At 32.5% G+C, this 18,699-nt stretch carries 20 protein-coding genes and 1 pseudogene; 4 read left to right on the forward strand and 17 right to left on the reverse strand.

From position 1 onward, the window contains the following. Positions 1 to 3: 3 nt before the first annotated feature. Positions 4 to 585: a TetR/AcrR family transcriptional regulator gene (locus ACPC57_RS07135; protein WP_434066592.1), complete on the reverse strand. Its 582-nt coding sequence runs from the start codon at positions 583 to 585 to the stop codon at positions 4 to 6. Between the two features lie 199 nt (positions 586 to 784). On the opposite strand from ACPC57_RS07135, the gene ACPC57_RS07140 reads away from it, so the two are divergent. Both ACPC57_RS07140 and ACPC57_RS07145 read left to right on the forward strand, forming a co-directional pair. Then, a complete protein-coding gene (locus ACPC57_RS07140; RefSeq protein ID WP_434066593.1) occupies positions 785 to 1,465 on the forward strand; it encodes a thioesterase II family protein in 681 nt (226 codons plus the stop codon). Between the two features lie 12 nt (positions 1,466 to 1,477). Further along, complete coding sequence (locus tag ACPC57_RS07145; RefSeq protein ID WP_434066594.1) at positions 1,478 to 2,131, forward strand: 4'-phosphopantetheinyl transferase family protein; 654 nt, start codon at positions 1,478 to 1,480, stop codon at positions 2,129 to 2,131. Between the two features lie 325 nt (positions 2,132 to 2,456). Here ACPC57_RS07145 and ACPC57_RS07150 read toward each other — a convergent pair whose 3' ends face one another. From ACPC57_RS07150 to ACPC57_RS07210, 13 genes are all read right to left on the reverse strand, one after another. Beyond that, entirely contained in the window at positions 2,457 to 4,322 is a 1,866-nt protein-coding gene (locus ACPC57_RS07150) for an SAG1250 family conjugative relaxase (protein ID WP_434066595.1), read from the reverse strand. Continuing rightward, positions 4,309 to 4,674, reverse strand: a complete 366-nt coding sequence (locus tag ACPC57_RS07155; protein ID WP_270336250.1) for a MobC family plasmid mobilization relaxosome protein — start codon at positions 4,672 to 4,674, stop codon at positions 4,309 to 4,311. Before ACPC57_RS07155 ends, ACPC57_RS07150 begins: the two co-directional genes overlap by 14 nt. Positions 4,675 to 4,683: 9 nt before the next feature. Then, positions 4,684 to 5,043 (reverse strand): SAG1252 family conjugative relaxosome accessory protein, encoded by a 360-nt coding sequence (locus ACPC57_RS07160; protein WP_270336251.1) that lies wholly within the window; start codon positions 5,041 to 5,043, stop codon positions 4,684 to 4,686. 338 nt (positions 5,044 to 5,381) lie between these two features. Then, the gene (locus tag ACPC57_RS07165; protein ID WP_434066596.1) at positions 5,382 to 5,966 is read right to left on the reverse strand and encodes a hypothetical protein; all 585 of its coding nucleotides are present in this window, start codon (positions 5,964 to 5,966) and stop codon (positions 5,382 to 5,384) included. Between the two features lie 46 nt (positions 5,967 to 6,012). Next, entirely contained in the window at positions 6,013 to 7,938 is a 1,926-nt protein-coding gene (locus ACPC57_RS07170) for a UvrD-helicase domain-containing protein (RefSeq protein WP_093528631.1), read from the reverse strand. Further along, complete coding sequence (locus ACPC57_RS07175) at positions 7,920 to 9,953, reverse strand: ATP-dependent nuclease (RefSeq protein WP_434066597.1); 2,034 nt, start codon at positions 9,951 to 9,953, stop codon at positions 7,920 to 7,922. Before ACPC57_RS07175 ends, ACPC57_RS07170 begins: the two co-directional genes overlap by 19 nt. Next, complete coding sequence (pezT, locus tag ACPC57_RS07180; protein ID WP_434066598.1) at positions 9,934 to 10,728, reverse strand: type II toxin-antitoxin system toxin PezT; 795 nt, start codon at positions 10,726 to 10,728, stop codon at positions 9,934 to 9,936. The genes ACPC57_RS07175 and pezT overlap by 20 nt, the downstream gene beginning before the upstream one ends. Next, positions 10,728 to 11,204, reverse strand: coding sequence for a type II toxin-antitoxin system antitoxin PezA (gene pezA / locus ACPC57_RS07185; protein WP_434066599.1), 477 nt, complete (start codon positions 11,202 to 11,204; stop codon positions 10,728 to 10,730). The genes pezT and pezA overlap by 1 nt, the downstream gene beginning before the upstream one ends. A gap of 69 nt (positions 11,205 to 11,273) precedes the next feature. After that, on the reverse strand, positions 11,274 to 11,561 hold the full coding sequence (locus tag ACPC57_RS07190; protein WP_434066600.1) for a hypothetical protein: 288 nt from the start codon (positions 11,559 to 11,561) through the stop codon (positions 11,274 to 11,276). 44 nt (positions 11,562 to 11,605) lie between these two features. Beyond that, entirely contained in the window at positions 11,606 to 12,001 is a 396-nt protein-coding gene (locus tag ACPC57_RS07195) for a DUF5945 family protein (RefSeq protein ID WP_065736415.1), read from the reverse strand. Between the two features lie 3 nt (positions 12,002 to 12,004). Beyond that, positions 12,005 to 12,232 (reverse strand): DUF5965 family protein, encoded by a 228-nt coding sequence (locus ACPC57_RS07200; protein ID WP_065736414.1) that lies wholly within the window; start codon positions 12,230 to 12,232, stop codon positions 12,005 to 12,007. Positions 12,233 to 12,285: 53 nt separating this feature from the next. Further along, positions 12,286 to 13,374, reverse strand: a complete 1,089-nt coding sequence (locus ACPC57_RS07205; protein ID WP_434066601.1) for a DNA primase — start codon at positions 13,372 to 13,374, stop codon at positions 12,286 to 12,288. A gap of 40 nt (positions 13,375 to 13,414) precedes the next feature. Next, on the reverse strand, positions 13,415 to 14,053 hold the full coding sequence (locus ACPC57_RS07210; RefSeq protein ID WP_065736412.1) for a peptidylprolyl isomerase: 639 nt from the start codon (positions 14,051 to 14,053) through the stop codon (positions 13,415 to 13,417). A 232-nt stretch (positions 14,054 to 14,285) separates the two neighbouring features. On the opposite strand from ACPC57_RS07210, the gene ACPC57_RS07215 reads away from it, so the two are divergent. Further along, on the forward strand, positions 14,286 to 15,218 hold the full coding sequence (locus tag ACPC57_RS07215) for an HNH endonuclease (protein ID WP_434066602.1): 933 nt from the start codon (positions 14,286 to 14,288) through the stop codon (positions 15,216 to 15,218). 3 nt (positions 15,219 to 15,221) lie between these two features. Further along, entirely contained in the window at positions 15,222 to 17,078 is a 1,857-nt protein-coding gene (locus ACPC57_RS07220; RefSeq protein ID WP_434066603.1) for an AAA family ATPase, read from the forward strand. 164 nt (positions 17,079 to 17,242) lie between these two features. Here the strand turns inward: ACPC57_RS07220 and ACPC57_RS07225 are convergent, their stop codons facing one another. The 3 genes and pseudogenes from ACPC57_RS07225 to ACPC57_RS07235 all read right to left on the reverse strand — a co-directional run. Next, positions 17,243 to 17,533 (reverse strand): DUF5966 family protein, encoded by a 291-nt coding sequence (locus tag ACPC57_RS07225; protein ID WP_065736409.1) that lies wholly within the window; start codon positions 17,531 to 17,533, stop codon positions 17,243 to 17,245. Positions 17,534 to 17,547: 14 nt separating this feature from the next. Further along, positions 17,548 to 17,847: a DUF5962 family protein gene (locus ACPC57_RS07230; RefSeq protein ID WP_000195243.1), complete on the reverse strand. Its 300-nt coding sequence runs from the start codon at positions 17,845 to 17,847 to the stop codon at positions 17,548 to 17,550. Between the two features lie 69 nt (positions 17,848 to 17,916). Then, positions 17,917 to 18,699, reverse strand: a pseudogene (locus ACPC57_RS07235) (hypothetical protein); the annotation flags it as partial.

The raw sequence follows: 18,699 nt of genomic DNA on the forward strand, positions 1-18,699 counted from the left end.
TCCTTATTCATTAAAACTAATACTAAAAATAACATTCACAAATGTTTCAATGTATTTCTCTTTTTCATCCTCACTATCAAATTTTGAAAAGCTAGGGTAGGAATTTTGAATTAAATTCATAATCATTTTCGCTTTTAGTACAGCTGAATCTTCTTGTAATTCTGGATTAATAACTGTTAGTATCTCTACAACAATGGAAACCATCTTTTGATTAAAATAAATCATTAATTTTTGAAACTCTTCATCTTTTCTAGAAAGTAACAGAATATCACTATTTAAAAAATGATTTTCCCAATTATTATCTACTCCATTAATTAGAAATTCTTTGAATTTTATTTCTGAACGAATATTCTTTCCTGTAACTTCTTTTCGCAAGACTTCCATTTGCTTTAAAGAATAGTTAAAAAATATCTTGATTAATTCTTTAAAAACATCTTCCTTACTACTAAAATAATTATAAAAAACTCCCACAGAAACTCCTGCTGCTTTTGTAATCTCTTTTGTTGTAATAGAAGTTATGCTTCTATCTTTTAAGAGAGCATCTGTAGCCTTTATTAATTTTTGTTTATTATCATCTTTTGCCATAGTTATTACCTCAAAATAATTTTAAATCTTATAAATGAATTATAGTTCATTTATTTTCTATTTGCAAGAATTTTGTGAACCATGGTTCATATTTCAACTCAAAATTCTTTATATATGAACAAAAAATCATTGAAAAAGCTGTTTATATATATTATAATGAACTCATAATTTAATAGAACTAATGGCTTGAGGTATCATCATGAAAATTTTTTGTCTCCCATACGCTGGTGGCTCATCATCAATCTACTCCTCTTGGAAAAATTTATTTAGAAATTGCACTATAATTCCAATAGACTTACCTGGTCACGGCATGAATATAAACATGAATCTATTGGATACATTTTCTAAAAATCTTGAATTTCTTTACAATAAAATTATCTCCGAAATCTCTGATGCAGAAAAATATAGTATCTTTGGACATAGCCTAGGCGGTCTATTCACTTATGAGATTTGTAAAAAAATTGAACAGTCAGAGTTTAATAATCCTGATAAAATTTTTATTTCAGCAACCAAACCACCAATGTATAAGAAAAATTATGATTTAGAAACGGATGCAAAGTTAAAAGACATCTTAGTTGAGTATAATGCTACACCTAAAGAAATTTTAAACAATGAAGAAATCTTTAACTTTTTTAAGCCTATAATATTAAACGATTTCAAAGTCTACAATGACTATGAATTAAGTGACCATGATCAACAGATAAAAACCAAGACAATTATTTTTTATGGCACAAAAGACTCCATTTCGTATGACGAAATAAACAAATGGCAATTATTATGTGCAAACGACATTAATTATTACCCAGTCGAGGGAGATCACTTTTTTATTACTTCAAATTTGAGTCAAGTATCAAAAATAATTAACAACATGATAAATTAGAGGGTGTAACTAATGTTAATTTTAATATCTGATATATCCAAGTCAGATTCTCAAATCATTGATTATGATTTTTTAAATAAAATACCATCGTATAGATTAAAATCTAAAAATAAAAGCGAAATTCAAAGATCAATTAATTCATTAAAATTACTTAAAATTGGGTTAAGTGAATTTGGAATTGATTTATTTGGAGAGGGTTTAGTATATAATGAATTTGGAAAACCAAGTTTAAGCAGAAAAGATATCTTCTATAGCATTTCTCATTCAGGAAAGTATGTTACATGTGCTATTTCAAATAAAATGGTTGGAATAGATATACAGAAACATATCGAAAAGTTTGAGGAAATTATATCTTTCTTTAGCACTTCTGAAAAGGAATACCTAGCTAGTATATCTCTCCATAGATTATTAATAAAAGAATTTTTCAAAATTTGGACAGTTAAAGAAAGTTATGTAAAATTTTTAGGTAAAGGGCTATATAAAGAATTAGATTCTTTCTCACTTTTTCTTGATAAGAAAAAAATAATTGATGGAGATAGAATCCTTAAAGATATTTTGTATAAAAATTTTTCTATCTCTGAAGAGTATACTATGTCTGTTGTAGCTAGTTCTGATGATAGCTACGAAATTAGATATGTTGAAGTTGAAAACCTAATATCTCTATAAAAAATAAAATCCCATTATACATTAATACTCTGAACTGTACAGCGGGGATTCTTCTACATATACTATAAAATTTTCTGAAAGAACTTCATCAACTACTCTGCCTATAATTTTAGGACATACTCTGCATCCGCGAACATGTCAAAATATTTATTATCGAGAAAAACTAAGCGGTAAGCCATTTTGCGAACGATAAAGTTTAGTTTCTCGATATGGGTACGTTTAGTTTATTCAAAAAAACATAACTTGTTTCATCATGTTCAAATTCTATCTCATATATGTATTTAATTGCGAAGACTTCTCTACTTTTCCACTCGTCAAAATTTGTTTATTCTAGAGAAATATCTTCTTGAAATTTTAGGTCGGTATGTTTTTTTGTGCTGAGAATTTTCACAAGTGTTTCTAACCTTCTAGTCAATCCCTCATACTCATCAAGATAATAACCTAGCTCCTCTTGCAGCACTTTTATTTCCTCGGTCACTTGTTCTAGTGTAATTGATTCTGTCAAATTTAGTTTTGAAAAGTCATACCTTGCTAGTTTTCGACTATTCGGATTATCTCTCTTTAGGTTGATAAGCACTTCCGCCATCTTATTCAAGGTGGCGATTTTTTCATTGGTTTGATTCAGTTTGATATCTAGCTCAGCTATTTCTGCGACTAGTTCGTCTTTAATGTCTTGGTATCTTTTGTCTGTCTCTGTTAACTCAATCAAGAGGTTAATCTCAGAAATCTTTTCTTGAAGTCGCTCAACAGTCGGTCTTCTGTATGGTATTACTCGACTTTCGTTGGTTAGCTGTCTAATCAAGGTTCGTCCTTTTATATACTGATTCTTATCCGAATGTTCTTTGTTATAGACAAAGTATGAGGTGGTCTCACGGATATAGACTTTATATTTTGTCTGATTCTCTTCTTCAAGAATATCTAATTGATAGTTGGGAATGAAAATAAGACCGCTCTGCTTTATACCAAAAGACACCTTAATATAAACACCCTCATCAACTAGCTTCTCTATTTGGTGCTCTGCAAGTTCCACTTCAAATTCGTGGACGGCATCTCGTTTTTCCTTAAGTGTCTCAAAGGCTTCCTCAATGTCTTCAGTGGATACTTTATCCTTATCTCGTTCTTCTTGAAAAGCGTGGTACTGTTCCCGTAAATTATCTAATCCTTCTGAATCCCCGACTTCCTTATTTTTAAAGTAATCTTGAAAAAAATTGACATCATATAATTTCTTATCACTTATTTTTTTATGACCCAAACTTATCTTTTGATTATCTTCTTCCAGGATAAAAGTTGCATTTTTGTGCTTTAAGTCAACAGTTAGATTCAATTCTTTCGCTTTTAATAGTAGCTCCTCTAATGAATTAACACAGTTCAACAGAAATTCTAATCGACTTTCAATCTCTTGCTTGGCAAAATGTGTACGAAAAAATTCTTTATCATATAAATCTCGTTTACTGAGTTGGCGTCCTCGAATTGGCTTTGTCATGGCTCTATCTGTCATCATGAATCGACTATGCTTCTGACTAAAATCAATATGAACATGTAACTGCACCGCTTTTTCTAAAAAATCATCAAAGGACTTTGAGTGCTGCATCAAAAAATAAAGACGTTGCTTTAATTCAAATTTATGACTAGACTGCCTATATTTTTGATAGTCTCGATACGAGTAACGCTTCTCGATAATTTTTGCCCCTGCCATTTTAGAAATGCGGTCTGAAACCATACGAAGGTTGCGTTCCAAGGCATAATTCCATATCAACTTTTTATCTGAATTACGATCAATGGCGTTGATTAGGATGTGATTATGAACATGATTTTTGTCTGTATGAGTTGCCACGATAAAACGAAAACGGCCTCCTGTTAATTCCATCATGGTCTCATAACCAATGCGGTTAATTTTTTCAGGTGTCAGATTATCCTCGGGAGAAAATGATTGGATGAGGTGATGGGCATGGATATTTTGTTGATGTTTTTCTTGTCGGTCATTTCTAAATTCGTACAACTTGTCGTTATTGGTAAAATTGACATTGTACATGTCAACCATTTCTTCATAGCTAGGAAAATCTAAGTAATTACTCATGCCAAAATCAGATACCAATTTCAAATTGCCCGTTTTATCGGGATTGAGGATATACTTAATCAAACGCCTGCGATATTTTTTTCCGTGCGTCGCAAAATGTTTAGTGACTACCATAGAACTCCTTCAGTCTTTTCACTTCCACTTGAAATTCTTTCTCTACTCCAGTAATCAACTCACTAACTCCCTTACTTAATTCTTGTAACTGTTCCTGGGAAATCAGATGACTTTGATTGATGGCACGCGCAATTTGATTGATGTTATTTCCAATCCGTCTCAATTCAAAACCTAACTGGTCATAAGTTTCAGTGTTAATTGTGGCAAAAGACATATTGGGATTAAGCAACACTTTTCTGGCATAGACCGAGAAATTTTGACAGTGACTCTTAGCAATTCGTTCATTCAATTGATGTAATTCTGAATCTGTTAGAAATACTTTTTTGAGATTGGTACGATAACGATAGACCATAGTAGTCTCCTATCTCATGTATTTTTCACGAAACTCACGACTGAGTGGCTGCACTTGATTGACTTCCGCAATCAATTCTTGAACGCAGGTCAATAAGATTGACACGTGCTCTTGAGTCACTTGATGATTCTCTCTTGCGACAACTAGAACTTCATGCACATCTCGACTAATTTGTTCCAACTTTTGAGACTGCCAAAGGGAAAAACAACTTTCAAAAATTCTATCCTGATAATTCTTTTTCAACAAATTTTGACGAAGAAATTCTGAGAAACTATCCACTTTTTGTTCCCTCATCATTTCTTTTATCTGTTTTTCTTCTTGTCTCGTGATTCTAAATTGCTTACGGATTAACTTAATTTCTTGTCCCATCCTACTATCCTTTCAACATTATATTTGTCTGACAGTGTCAGGCTGCCTCACATTGTCAGTACGATTCCTAAATACCTCAGTAGCTTCTTGTTCGGTCTTTGCGAGCTCAGGCATTGTGGTCACAATACCCAAAAAATCATATCGCCAGCCGACCAAAACTTTCCAGTTTTAACAGCCAACGATAAGATAACTTGGTGGCTTCGCCCCCAACCCCCCAGTAGAAAATCAAGTCTTGATTTTCTTAGGAATGTTATTAGGATAACAAGGATGATTTGGAAAAGTTATCACAGTATGAAAAATGAGAGTAAGAAAAAAGAGAGCTGGGTAGCTCTCGGAAACTATCTTAAATATTTAGCAAAATACTCTTTAAAAATATACGGTTCTAAATTCTTTGAAGAAAAACCTTTAGATAGTTTAATACATTCTTTTGCAGTCCCTTTCCCTGATCGAAGATAAAATTCTCTAATAGTTTGAAGTAATTTACCTGCTTTGGAATGATACTCTTGATTTGTCATCTCTTCTAACCGATTATCGACCGTTAAGGCAAATATATTTCCATAATATAAATTATCTGCATATTTAGATCTAGTCATATAATCCTGAATATCATATAACATAGATTTCATATTACGATAATTAGGTGCACCTACTAATGCTCTACTCGCTCTATTTATACCATCAACATAGCTATATGCATCATTTAAATTGTTGAAACTCCTGAATCTCTTGGAATCAAAATACTTATATTCTCTATCTAACTGTGATTTTAATGCTCGTAGGATAGCTAAGGCAGTATTTTCATCGTTATTTTTTATTGCGGTATAGGCTTTCTCAACTTCATCATTGTAAAAATCAATATGTTGATTAATTTCGGAGCCTAAAATACCTGTAATATCAAATTCAAGTAAATTATTTTCTAACATAATAATATTCCTCCTTACTAAATTTAACTCAGTAAATGTCTTTAATTTACTCATCAACTAAAGACAAAACATCAATAATATCATTTGGTTCAAAAAAATCTTGTGCTTTTTGAATAATCTGACTATCATTACTCGGCATGTAAACAATTAAATTTTTCATTGCTCTAGTAATTGCAACATAGAATAACTTCTTAGTTCTTTTTTGGACATTCTCATTAACTGAACCTTTACCAAATAGGCTATTAAAATTATATTGATTCCATTTTCCATTATCTAATAAAACTAAAACATTATCATATTCACTACCTTTAACCTTATGCTGCGTTATAACAGATACATATTCTCTGAGATAAGCAATACTATTTACATATTCTTGAAATGGCATTATCTTAAGTCGTGACCATAAATAATGTCCCCTACTTTCAATAAAATTAGTAAATAAGTCATCCTTTGAAATTAATCCACTTTCCTCTGCAAGTTCTATGACTTTTCCAATTGTAATATCATCAACAGAGATTTTTGTCATAACTTTAGATAGACTAATTTTATCTTCTGATGAAGTTATATTAAATTTAGTGATACGTAAGAATTCATTATGCTTACCTGTTTTATACAGCTCTAATAGCTCATAGATTAAATCTAACCTTTTTAGAATCCTATCCCTATCTGTGCCCGCTTCATATCTACTACTTAATCCATTTAATTTATAAGCTAACAGCGATTCTTTATTAACTTTACTCTTATTACTAACTTCTTCAAACGAGCACGTCTTAATTTCATCGTAAAAAGCCAAAAGTTCTGGGATGGAATTAACCACATCAATTATTAATGGACCTCCCTTTCCGACAGCTATTTTAGCTTCTTCTAATAGTTCTTCAAACGTTTTTCCTTTATCAGCTATCTTATTTTCATTGATTTTTTTCTTTATACCTGTAATTAATTTCACAAATAAATCAGTATTATATAATTCAAATAACTTAGAGAAACCTGCCATTTCTGCATTAAGTTTATGTGTCAGACGTAATTCTTTTGTTTTTTTAGCTATATCAAATTCTAAAGCTTTATATAGTTTACTATTTCTAAGAACATCAAGTTGATTAATATCGTTCCCGTAGACAAATTTCACTGTTCCAGCAATGACACTCCCATCGTCCATATTGGGAGCCGTATCATCGTTGGAGGGAGTTTGAACTAAACCATCATTTCTAACTTTATTGGCTAAATCAATAACTTTTTTAGGATTACGACGATTTTGAGTTTTTTGTATCTTTGCCAAATTATAAGAATTTAAGTCTCCTACCCCTGAATCATAAATAGCTTGCATAGAATCTCCAAAAAAGCCTACAACATTTTTCTTAGTACTCTTTTGAAGATGCTCTAATAATATTTTCACAATTAGTGGACTTGTATCTTGATATTCGTCAACAAAAATATAGTTTGCAGTATCCGCTAAAACATCACATAACTTCTTATATTTTGAAAACATTTTTTCGGCAACTATTAGAATATGGTCATGACTTATTTGGACTTTATTTTGCTCTGTTATACTCATAGAGTACCATTCAGCATAGTCAACACGGACATCATCAAAGTAATCAAGTGAAATACTTTCTTCTTCAATTACATCCTTTGGTGAAACAAATAACTTTTGTGAATCATCATTTATTAACTCAACAAGACATTCTTTAATCTCTTTTTGGAAATTTCCAATGATATGCCAGATAAACTCATGAATTGTTGATACCCATAAATTATCATTAATTATTCGTGATTTAATTTCTGCAACAGCATTATTAGTATAGGTAATACATACAATTGATTTTTTAGGTTCTTCAATCGATATTTTTTCAATAATTGAAATTAGCGAATAAGTTTTACCACTTCCAGCACCGCCTTCAAGAATAAAATTTTGACTTTGTTTTATTGCTTCAAATACTTTTTCTACTTCTGGCTCTACTGTTTTCGTAACCATAATAATCCCTCCGAAATATATTTAGGTACTTTCCAAGTATTTTCTTCATCTTCAAAGTATAATAAACTTGATGCAAAGGCAGACTTTTTGTTCACTTTATTCCTAGCAAATGTATAGAAATCTTCTATTTCATAATCATCAAAGTTTTTTAAAGCTTCATATTCAATAAGACCATCTTTTTGTTTAATAATGAATTCTTTATTTAAACCGATAAAGGAATCTTCAAAACTAGCAGGCTGATAACCATTGTTATCTTCGGGAATTTGATATGCAATACGGATTCTATTATCTGGTGTTATTTTTTCAGCAAAACTTTTTTGAGTTACTGTTGAAAAAATTCCATCTCCTGAAATATTGAAGAAACTTTTAAGAGAAGTATTTGACGTAGATGTAGCATTTACTGCTGAACAAGCGATAAAACGATTCTTTTCATTTTTATTTACAGGATCAATATCAGTAATTATCAATACTTTTATCCCTAAAAAGTCAAAAAATTTCCTAAACACTTGTGAATGAGCACCTGTTTCAATGATTGAAATGTTTTGAGAAAGTAATGGCATTATATTTGAACCTTGTTCTATTGGAGTTGCTATATCCACTTTTTGCATCATTGTTGGCAGTAAAATTCTTTCCGTGTCACCTTCAATACAAATGACTTTATCAGCAAAAAATAGTTCACTACTATTGAGTGTCAAATACTGCTTAACAAATCTGTACCCAAGTTTATCATCTTCATATTCTTCTTTCAATGAATTAAAAGCCTTTGATATAACTGTGCCATTATCACGCTTAAAATAAATTAAATCATCAAAGTTGCAATCAGACACTATGTGTGATGAATGAGTGGTAATTAAAGTTTGAATACCACTAGTATATCCACTTGCTTTTAGTTCATCATCATGTTCCTTCAGCAAACCTTTAATATTCTTGATAAAAACATATTGCAATTGTGGATGTGTATGCGACTCTGGCTCCTCAATATAAACTAAATTAATATCAGCAGGATTATTTTTGATATCTGCCATCAACGTCTCTATTTCAAAAATCATCCCATATAGATTTAAATATCCCAAACCATTGTATGTTTCTGGTAATAAACTATCGTCATGCCTATAGTATAGTGTTGTATTATTACTCAAAATGTCTTTCTCAGAAAGAGATGAATGAATTTCCAACTCTGATTCACTATCATTTCCACCAAATTTTTTTACTCTTTCAAAGATCGAGGTGAAAACCCCATCGTCTTCACCATCACCACTATATGCCTTGGTTAAAGCTTCATCTGCCTCTGTAATTGCAGATTGAAGTAAATTTTTTGTAGCATTGTCAATATCATCACCATTATTTGATTTATAAAATAGATTTGATGTTTTAGATAATGAATGATTATTTTCTTTATTTGATACTTCTCGATTAGCTCTAATCCCTCTTATTTTAATAAGTTTATGAATATCTTTCATTTCAAGTAAATCAGACTTTTCTTCTGTCAATTTCTGTGTATCAGGATTATATCCCCGTGAGTTAATCTGCATCTCAAAAAATTTACTCATGCTCTTCTTCATAAATGACTCAAATTTTGAAAAATCATCTGAAAAATTGCTTATTTCGGTATTTAAGTCATGAAGTCTCGAAATAGGGACTATATACGAAAAATCAAGAATAATATAATTATTATCAGGATTTAAATCCATCATAAGTGGCTGGATGTTTTGATAAGAATCTTCTTCTGAGTACTGAATCCAAATTTGAAGGTTTATTCCTAAAATAGGTTCTAATTCCGAGTCAGGGGTATACGCAACCTTTTTTATATTTTCAAAAATTACTTTTCTATGATACAAATTTATATCTTCCCAGGTTAAACTAGAACTTTTATTGATTATCTTTTCCAATACAGATAAAACTGAGGTTTTACCGCAATTATTTTTTCCCACAATTAATGACAATTCACTCTTCAACTCTAAAGAAAAATCCTTCAATAAACGATAATTTTGAACATTAATTTTTTTTATTTTCATAAATTCTACTTTTTTTCATTTCCAAAAACTCCATCAACAATTCCTGTCCTACCTTCATCATCTCTTCCTCCACCTTGCTCCATTTTCCGAAGAGGCATTCTTGTAGTACTTCTGCTGCTGAACCATCATCAATTTCAGAGTCATAGACACACCGTCTGTCTCTCTGGTAAATTTGAATCTCATCAAAGAGTTTATCAGTTTCTAACTCTCGTAAGTTATCAACTAAATGCTCTACAATACCATCGTGATGTTCTTTAGGGGTTGCTCTAGCTTGATTTGGATTTACGGCATAGACTTCCTCGTAACGAATTAAGGTGCTGAGATAGCACAATTCAGGCTTAGTTGCTATCAATGCTAGTGAGACTTGGTAGCCTCGTGATTTCAATAGCCGAGCTGTTTTTCTTGGTACTTCTGTCGTTCTCAAAGTTCCTTCGATTAACAAATGATAACCTTGTTTACTGAGTTCATCCACAAGCTGTTCCACCATTTTTCCTGCAAAGCCTTTGGTATAATCCACGCTATCCTTACCATACTTCTCTTGCAATGCTAGATAATTCGGGTGTAAAGAACGATAGCTGTCACCGTCAATAATAATGATATTGCCTTGGAACTCTTTCTGCTTGATACGGTGTATCGTTGTCTTACCTGCTCCGCTTTGCCCACCAAGTAAGATGGCTTTTGGGGTTACTGATGTCGTTTTACCACGAGTTAAGGAACGAATAGTTCGTCTTAAGGCTAACTCAAAATCATCCTTGCTAAATTCTTCTAACAGCATTAAGACACCACCTGATGACGAGCTAAATCCAGCATGCGCTCAATGCCGTCTAAATAGCCATTATAGCGCTCGACTTCTTCAAATCTATCAACAAGATAAACCTTTGTATTGATTAGATCAGACAAGTCATCACTCATTAAAATCCAAGGATTTGTTTCATCGTCAAAGGTAATGCCCTGACTATCTTGGTAACGGTAAAGCTGAGCTAAAATCGCAGCACCACGCTCTTTGATAACTTCAATTTTTAAAGTTAATTGATAATCTTCCACTGGTGTTAACATTTTTTCTTCTCCTACAATATCAACATATGATACTTTAAATTTCTGACAGATACGGTCTATGAGCTCTGTTGATAACGAGCTTGTCCCATTTTCATAACGGCTCAAACTATTTCGAGAAATTCCAACAATCTTTGCGAATTCTGGTTGTGTTAAATCATGGGTTTTACGTAACGATTTGATATTATCTCCAATCATTGCTAATGTCCTCCTATTAGTTACTTTTATTATAACACAAAAAGCGAATAACGCACCATTTTTGGTGCGTTATTCGCTTTTTGGTTTCTTCGCCTGCCTAAATTGCTCTATCCGTTTTTCGAGTTGCTCAGTCTTCAATTTATTCTTAGCTTCAGTTATGGTCTCATCTAATATAGGCTCCTTTAGCAATATTTCAGGAGACTTTTTTTCATCTTGGATAGTTTGACGTGTAGCGTCAAAAACGACATCTAATAATTGGTTGACCTTATGTAAGTCCGATTCAGACATTCCTGATAACCGATGAATAAGACGCTTAAAAGTATCTTGATGTTGTGTTCGTTTTTTGAATAACTTCATCTTCTCTCCCCATAAAAAGCAGCCCTTGTCAGGACTGCTCATCGTTACAAGTCATCAATAGCTGCTGAAATGGCTTGTAATTTCTTATTTTGCTTATTTTTGTCATCAATCAACTGGTGCAGCTCTTCAATTTTCTTCTGACTTTGAAGAATGTCTTCATTATTCTGAGCCATCACATCAGCTAGGTATTGCTTGTAGTCGTTTGTAATGGTTGAGGAGAGCTGCACTTCTGGTATAGATTGCTTTTGAGGTTTTTGCTGTGGAGGCATCTGATTTTTAGATTTTTGTTGTTCCATTTCAAAGGCTGCCACATAATCAACATCTTCAGTGCCCTCTTGGTTTTCTTTATGAAATAGTGCTGCAATCTTCGCACGTTCTTCCGATGAAGATGTCGGTGTGTTATCATCTAAGGGTTGGTCAAAGGTCCAGTCTTTTGTCATGTGTTATTCCTCGTTTCTATTATCTGATGGTATTGTTTTTTGTTCATCTTGGCCAAAGGCTTGCGTCAATGCTTCATCAAATGTCCAAGGACTGTTTTGTTGGCGTTTGATAAAGGTTTGATACATCGCTGTTTGTAATTGACTGCGATAAGTTTCTAGTTTTTCCGTTTCTTTCGCAACTTTTTCCTCTTGCCTAGCCACTCTTTCAGCTAGGCGTTCAATCACACTCATAGGCTGTCCTCCTTATCACTTTCTAGATTAAGCTAAGAAACTTGATTTTGTTATCACAACTCTAAAGCGGTATTTTTTCTAGGCGGAGGATTGCTTCGGATAACTTGTAACTTGGCCGATTGAATCACATCTTTTAGAGAATAATTATTTTGATATTTTACAATATCATTCCAATCTGCTTTAGTTTCCAGTTCCTGTAATGGTGGACAGTCTGTTTCAGTGGGAAGTCCTTTCTCAGATAATTTCTGACAAAAATCTCTCCCTGCTTCATCATTGTCAACAGCCAAGGTTAATAAGCCTGGGTGCGTCTGAAAGAAGGTAGTCGTCTCTTGTATAGCATGAAGGTAATGCGTTAATCGACTTGGTTTGACAGTATCTAAAAACTCAAGTTTGCCTTGTTCCTCAGCTGCTAATCGTAAAGTCTGATACGCAATCACAGAGAGTTTTAAGCCTTCCATAGAAACCAAACGAACATCTGATAACTGCTTCTGATGGAGTTGATAATAACTCATCATATCAATCACCGATTCACAAAAGATAAGGCGTTTCGGTTTTCCAATATCAAAGCTCATCCCTATATAGCCATGAGAGTCTTTCATGATTTTCTTGAGGTAACCTCGATTATGTCTCTGATTATCTTTGACAAGCCCTTGAAGACTTGCCCACTCTAGTTGGCCAAGGTGATTGTAACTCTTAAAGACAAGAACTGATTCCTGAAAGGTCTTTGTCTGGTAATGAGCCTGTGCTAATAGACCTTGTCTGCCAAAAGCATTGATAGTGTCATCACTTAAACCACGAATATCATTTAAGTAAGTTCGTGCTTGGTCAAATGGTTCTTCTCTTAGATAATAACGAAAGGGTTGGTAAGTCTCTTCGACGATCTTAGTTTGTTCAAAGTCTCCAGTTTCAAGGTAAGACAGGGCTTTTTTAAAAGACACTCCCGTCATTAACTGAACAAAATCAATCACATCTCCCTGTACGTCACGTGAAAACCATTTAAAGGTATTGGTGTCTGCAAAAATCCTAAAGGAATCGTGTTCTGGATGTTCATAGACTTGCCCTGATAGGTGTTTAAATGAATAACCTAGACTTTCTGCTACGTCTAAAATTGCCTTTTGTTTCATTCTTTCAATTCTAGTCATCTCATCTCCTTATCAAAAAAAAGCAGAAGATGAACTCCTGCTAGTTGGTCTCACTTGTAGTAGTGCCTTGAATCTTTGGAATACTTGAATTTACTTCATCAGAAGACTCTTTCAAGTCCTCTAGCTTGCCTTTCCAAATGGTTACCTGATTGACAAGGAGTTTATCTGACAATTTGGCATAAGATAGTTTAAGAGAGGTCGTTTCTGTCTGTGTACTTTTCTGAGCCTTGTCACTGACATCTGACACGTAAACAACCTGATAAGACACTTCCGCAAAAGCTTCATTTGCTTCTGTATTGACATAGATATTGGCAGACTCAAAGCGATAATCCAACATATAGTCTTTATAGACCTGGTTCATGGAATCTTCTTGACGAGCTACCTCTTCTTTAAAGGCAGAATCTGTCATATAGGGCTTGATACGGTTGTTGTTCTCGCCCAGTTTTTCCTTAGTATAGTATTGGGTGAGGAATTCCTTGACTAGCTCATCAGAGAGAACACTCGCCTTCTCTTTTTCTTTCTCTTTGGTCAGTAATTTTTGAGCCTCAGACTGGATTTGTTTCTGCGTGTGATTGGTGACAGACTGAGAACCAATGGTGTAACCCATCATCACCATAAAGCTAGTCACAGCTAGACCTCCTAAACCAATCAATAGCCGAGCCTTCATTTTATTTAACATCACTAGTGCTATCTCCTTTTTCCATAAGATAGCACCATGATAACAAGATGGACTTGAAAAAGTTATCACAAGAATATAAATACGGTTCAAAGTTGATAGAAAATTTAGATTTTATACCTTTAGGTAATCCCTAAATAAATTGAAAAAGTTAGATTCTTTATCCTCTGATTGTTCCATTTTCTTAATCAATTCGATATAATATTACCCAATCAGACACCTAAGGGGATATTAAATGATAACAATTAATCAAATATGTGACGAAGAAGTTAAAAATCTGTGTGAGGAAGTTTATAAACATATGAAGGCGGCTTATCGCAAAAACTTAGATAAGTGGTGTCGAAAAAAAATAGCACCAGTATTTCAAAAAATATTTGGTAGAGATTTTTCAGATACACCATTTTTAGATATTATGCTACTTTCTTATGATGAACTTGAAGAGCTTGTTGCAGACTCAGAAATTATCAATTTAGATTATAAATTCAGTATAAAAAGTAACAGAAAAATAAAAGGAAATAGACCGGTATCAATTAAAGATTATCTAATCAATAATGTATATAATGCCATTAGTAAAGACAGCCGGCGTAAAAAAATTCTATCTATAACTCATTTATCAGTATGCCCCTACTGTAATCGGAATTTTATGAATTCTTCCAATAATAAAAACACCTGTGAATTAGACCATTTTTGGAAAAAATCACAATTCCCAATTTTTGCAGCCTCTTTTTATAATTTAATCCCTTCCTGTCCAAGTTGTAACAGGAATAAAGGTACTGATACATTTTTATTGTCCCCATACAATGTTAAGATTTCATCAAATCAACGGTTAAGATTTAGTTGGTACCCATTAGATGGTGATTTCTTGTTCAATCATAATTCCATATATATTACTTCAAAAACTCATAAAGATTTCAAAACGGATTTTGATTTATTAGATTTGCATAATCTATATCAAATACACAGTGATCTCGTTTTAGATGCAATTTTAAAGAAAATTTTTATTCCAGAACATTATTTGAACGAAATTAATAATATAATTCCATTATCGGACAGTGACATCAATAGATTATTTACTGGTGTGTATACTGCTGAAAAAGATTACTATAGAAGGCCTCTGTCAAAATTAATTTCGGACGTATATGTTGAATTAAATAATTTAGAAAGGTAGAAAATGAAACTTTTAGGATTGATTATACGTGATTATGAAAATTTAATAAGCAAACAAATTTTTCATTTTTCAGATGAGTACACTATAAACTTCGATTGGAATGAAACAATAACAATTAATAAAAATCCAAACTACATTGCCGAGTTTTATGGAGAAAATGTCACAAATATCACGGCAATTGTAGGGATAAATGGTGTAGGAAAAACATCTCTGCTAAATTTTATAGGTTTTAAATTTTCAGAACGTAAAGAATTTTTAAGTAAATATGAATACTTTATTATCTATGAACTAAATGAATCAATTTTTATTGAATTCAATAATAGTCATGCTGTAAAACAAATAATATTTAATAATCATATTATAGACACTAGGGATGGTCTTATTGGAGATACTCAAACTAGCTTTTTAAAAAAACTAGGAGATACCTACCAAATTGTTTCTGATACTCCTAACGGAAGCATAAACTACATTTTCAAAAAATATCACCAATATAGTTTTAGTGAAAATAATGACGAAATTGACACATTATTTGGCAATAACTTGATCACTAGATACTTATGTCAACCTCCTTCTAATTATAATGTTATTCAAGCATTTAGATTTCTAAAAATAAATGATTTCTTCCCCTCAAATAAAATAATGAAATATAGAATTTCATATTGGTCTTATGATGAACTACAATCCTTATTAATTGATAAAGGTATTTATATCAAAGGATTTTTTGAGCCTCCTAAACTTCTCTTAACGCTTGGTAAAGATGATTTGCAATCTCATTTTATTAATCAAATAGTTGCCTTTCTTATAAATTTAATGCTTACCTTGAAGGAAGGATACTATTTTTGGAACGAAGAACTTGAGGTTCTACTTTTAAAACAAATTCATAAATATCTAGCTTTGAACTTTCAAAGTATTCAAATAGATATTTTATATCTTAAAACTGATGAAACTTCTAAAATTTTACAAGATTATTTTAGACATAAATTTCCTCAAGTAAACATAGATAACAACTACCAAATTACTGATTTTATTAATTTTTCAATAAAAGCAATGCAATTATTATGGAAAACTTCTGACCACTTAGAAGTAGATAATAACTCATTCATTATTGATTTTTCATCAGAAACAAAAGAGATTAACGATTTTCTAATGGGATATAGAAAGCTTCTGCATTGTAATAAAATAAACTCTAAAGGTATCGTTGTATTTCCTGAAGATAATTTATTTTTTAAGTTACATGAACTATCGTCTACAGGAGAAGAAAATTTAATTCAATTTTTAGGACAATTAATTGAATTGATTTCAAATGCTGAAAGTGGGAACCATATAATTTTAATAGATGAAATAGATGAATCGTTCCATCCCTCTTGGTCAAATAAAATGGTTCAACTCTTAAGTTTATGCTGCACTTACTTTTTAGATACTGCAAGTCCTTCTTATCAAAATGCAACTTTTCAGTTTATTATTACAACCCATTCCCCATTTATTTTATCTGATATAAAAAATCATAATGTGATTTCACTAAAAGAAAATCACGGAAAAGTGATTTCAAAGCAAGTTGATACCTTTGCTAAAAACATACAACAAATAATATATGAGGAAATGGAGACAAGTGATATCTATGGAAGTTTTGCTCAAAGTAAGTTAAATAAAATCATAAATATCCTTAATCAACCAACTATTTCCCCTACATTAATAGAACAAACTAAAATTGAAATACAAACTATTAATGAACCAATAATACGTAACAAACTCAATCAGATGCTATCTGAAAAAGTTTCACCTAACGAGAAAATCAAGCTATTAATTTCTGATTTAACATCTGAAGAACTTGAATTACTAAAAAACAATTTATCAGAATAACACGTCAATATTGAATAAACATCTGAAATAGGCTGGGCAAAAAGTCTTAAAAATAGTAAATGGCTTAGAGTAACGTCGTCAGAAAACGTTGATTCTAAGCCATTTTATTTTGTCCAATTTTCAACAGCAAGTCGGAAATTTGAGTTTTTCACAACCTCTATTAGTTATGCCATCCGACTTCTAACAACTTTTCTAACAAGTCCAAAGACAAGTAAAAGATTAAAAATAATATAGAAAGTGGTAAAGCTCAAAATACCATTGGTGGCTAAATCTTCCACATAGAGGTATCGTTCTGTAAAAAAGAGGTAAATTCCATAGACTTCTGTGAAAGCTAAAAATCCGATTAAACCAATGACAAATAAGCTTCCAAGCATCTTCGCAATCTGAAACAAGACAAGTAAAATCAGTCCGACCGCTGCGATAATGAAAAGACTTTGAATAATTTGTTCAATCATATCTGTACCTCTTTCTACGCTAATTGCTTACGATAATAATCTGCCTGTCCCTTGTCTAGATTATCAAGTTGTTCAACCAGGTCTAGATACTCTCCTTTAGTCACTTCATCTAAGTCTGGAAAGTCATTCTCTCGAGTCGTGATGATAACTTCTAATTGACCAATGATTTCTCGCTTTGAAAAGCTGTAATCAAGGGTTTCATCTTCATATTGTTCCTTTAAGGCTTGATAGTTAGCTCTATCTTCGGAGCTTGTAAAACCTTGTGCTAACCATTCTTCTAATTGGTAACGTATATCTTCTACTGTCTGGGTCATAATCAATTCTCCTTTGGTGATTTCTTGACTTCATTTTACCGCGTTCACTATTTTTTGTCAGCCTTTTTCTTAAAAATCAAGCGAAAGTTGTTGGTCCTGTTGCGGTTGACTCGTTTCATTGAATTTAGCTAGTACTGCATCGATTTCCTCAATCTCAGCTTCTTGTTCAACCAAGGGGGCAAGGATGTCATATTTGGCTTTAACCAGCTGATAATCTTCTTCTTTTGGAAAGACCTTCTCTACTTCAACCCTTGCGACTGATAGCTTATCTTTCAAATTGTTAGCCATTTCTTCTGTCTTTTCTTGGTCTTCTAAAATATGGTCAATGGCATTGGTAATGCGTTGAATCGTTCCCACGTCTGATTTCAAGTCTAAAGAGACAGAATACTGGTTGCTTCCTGAAATGGTTAAAGACACCATATCTGGCAAGGGCTCACTAGGACTTCTGGTTGCCATTTTAAGCTCAAACCCTCTAAAGGTCGCAAGCGTTCTTACTTCTTTGGTTTCAGAACGGTTATAGGTAATGAGTTTTCGTAAATAGTCTCCAGCTTCTGCACGGTTATCCATCATTTGATTGTCAAACCGCATGATAAAATCTTGTGACTTAGTTGCCAAAGATTGGGCAATATCACGGTCATATTGACTGAGGCGTTTCTCTAATACAGGGAGATTCTGCTCACAGTAAGCAATGGTATGGCGATACTCGTCTTTAGAACGATTGAAAGCACGCTTTTGATTGTCCAATACCGTCAACTCATTCTCTAGTTCCATTTTTAGTTTGAGATAAGGATTACCTGTCGCTAAAGCCTTAAAGTCTGAAGCAGTCATGGTTTGTTCATCAATGTCTTCTGC

It is taken from the genome of Streptococcus sp. VTCC 12886, assembly GCF_049893425.1.
Taxonomy (GTDB): domain Bacteria; phylum Bacillota; class Bacilli; order Lactobacillales; family Streptococcaceae; genus Streptococcus; species Streptococcus suis_AA.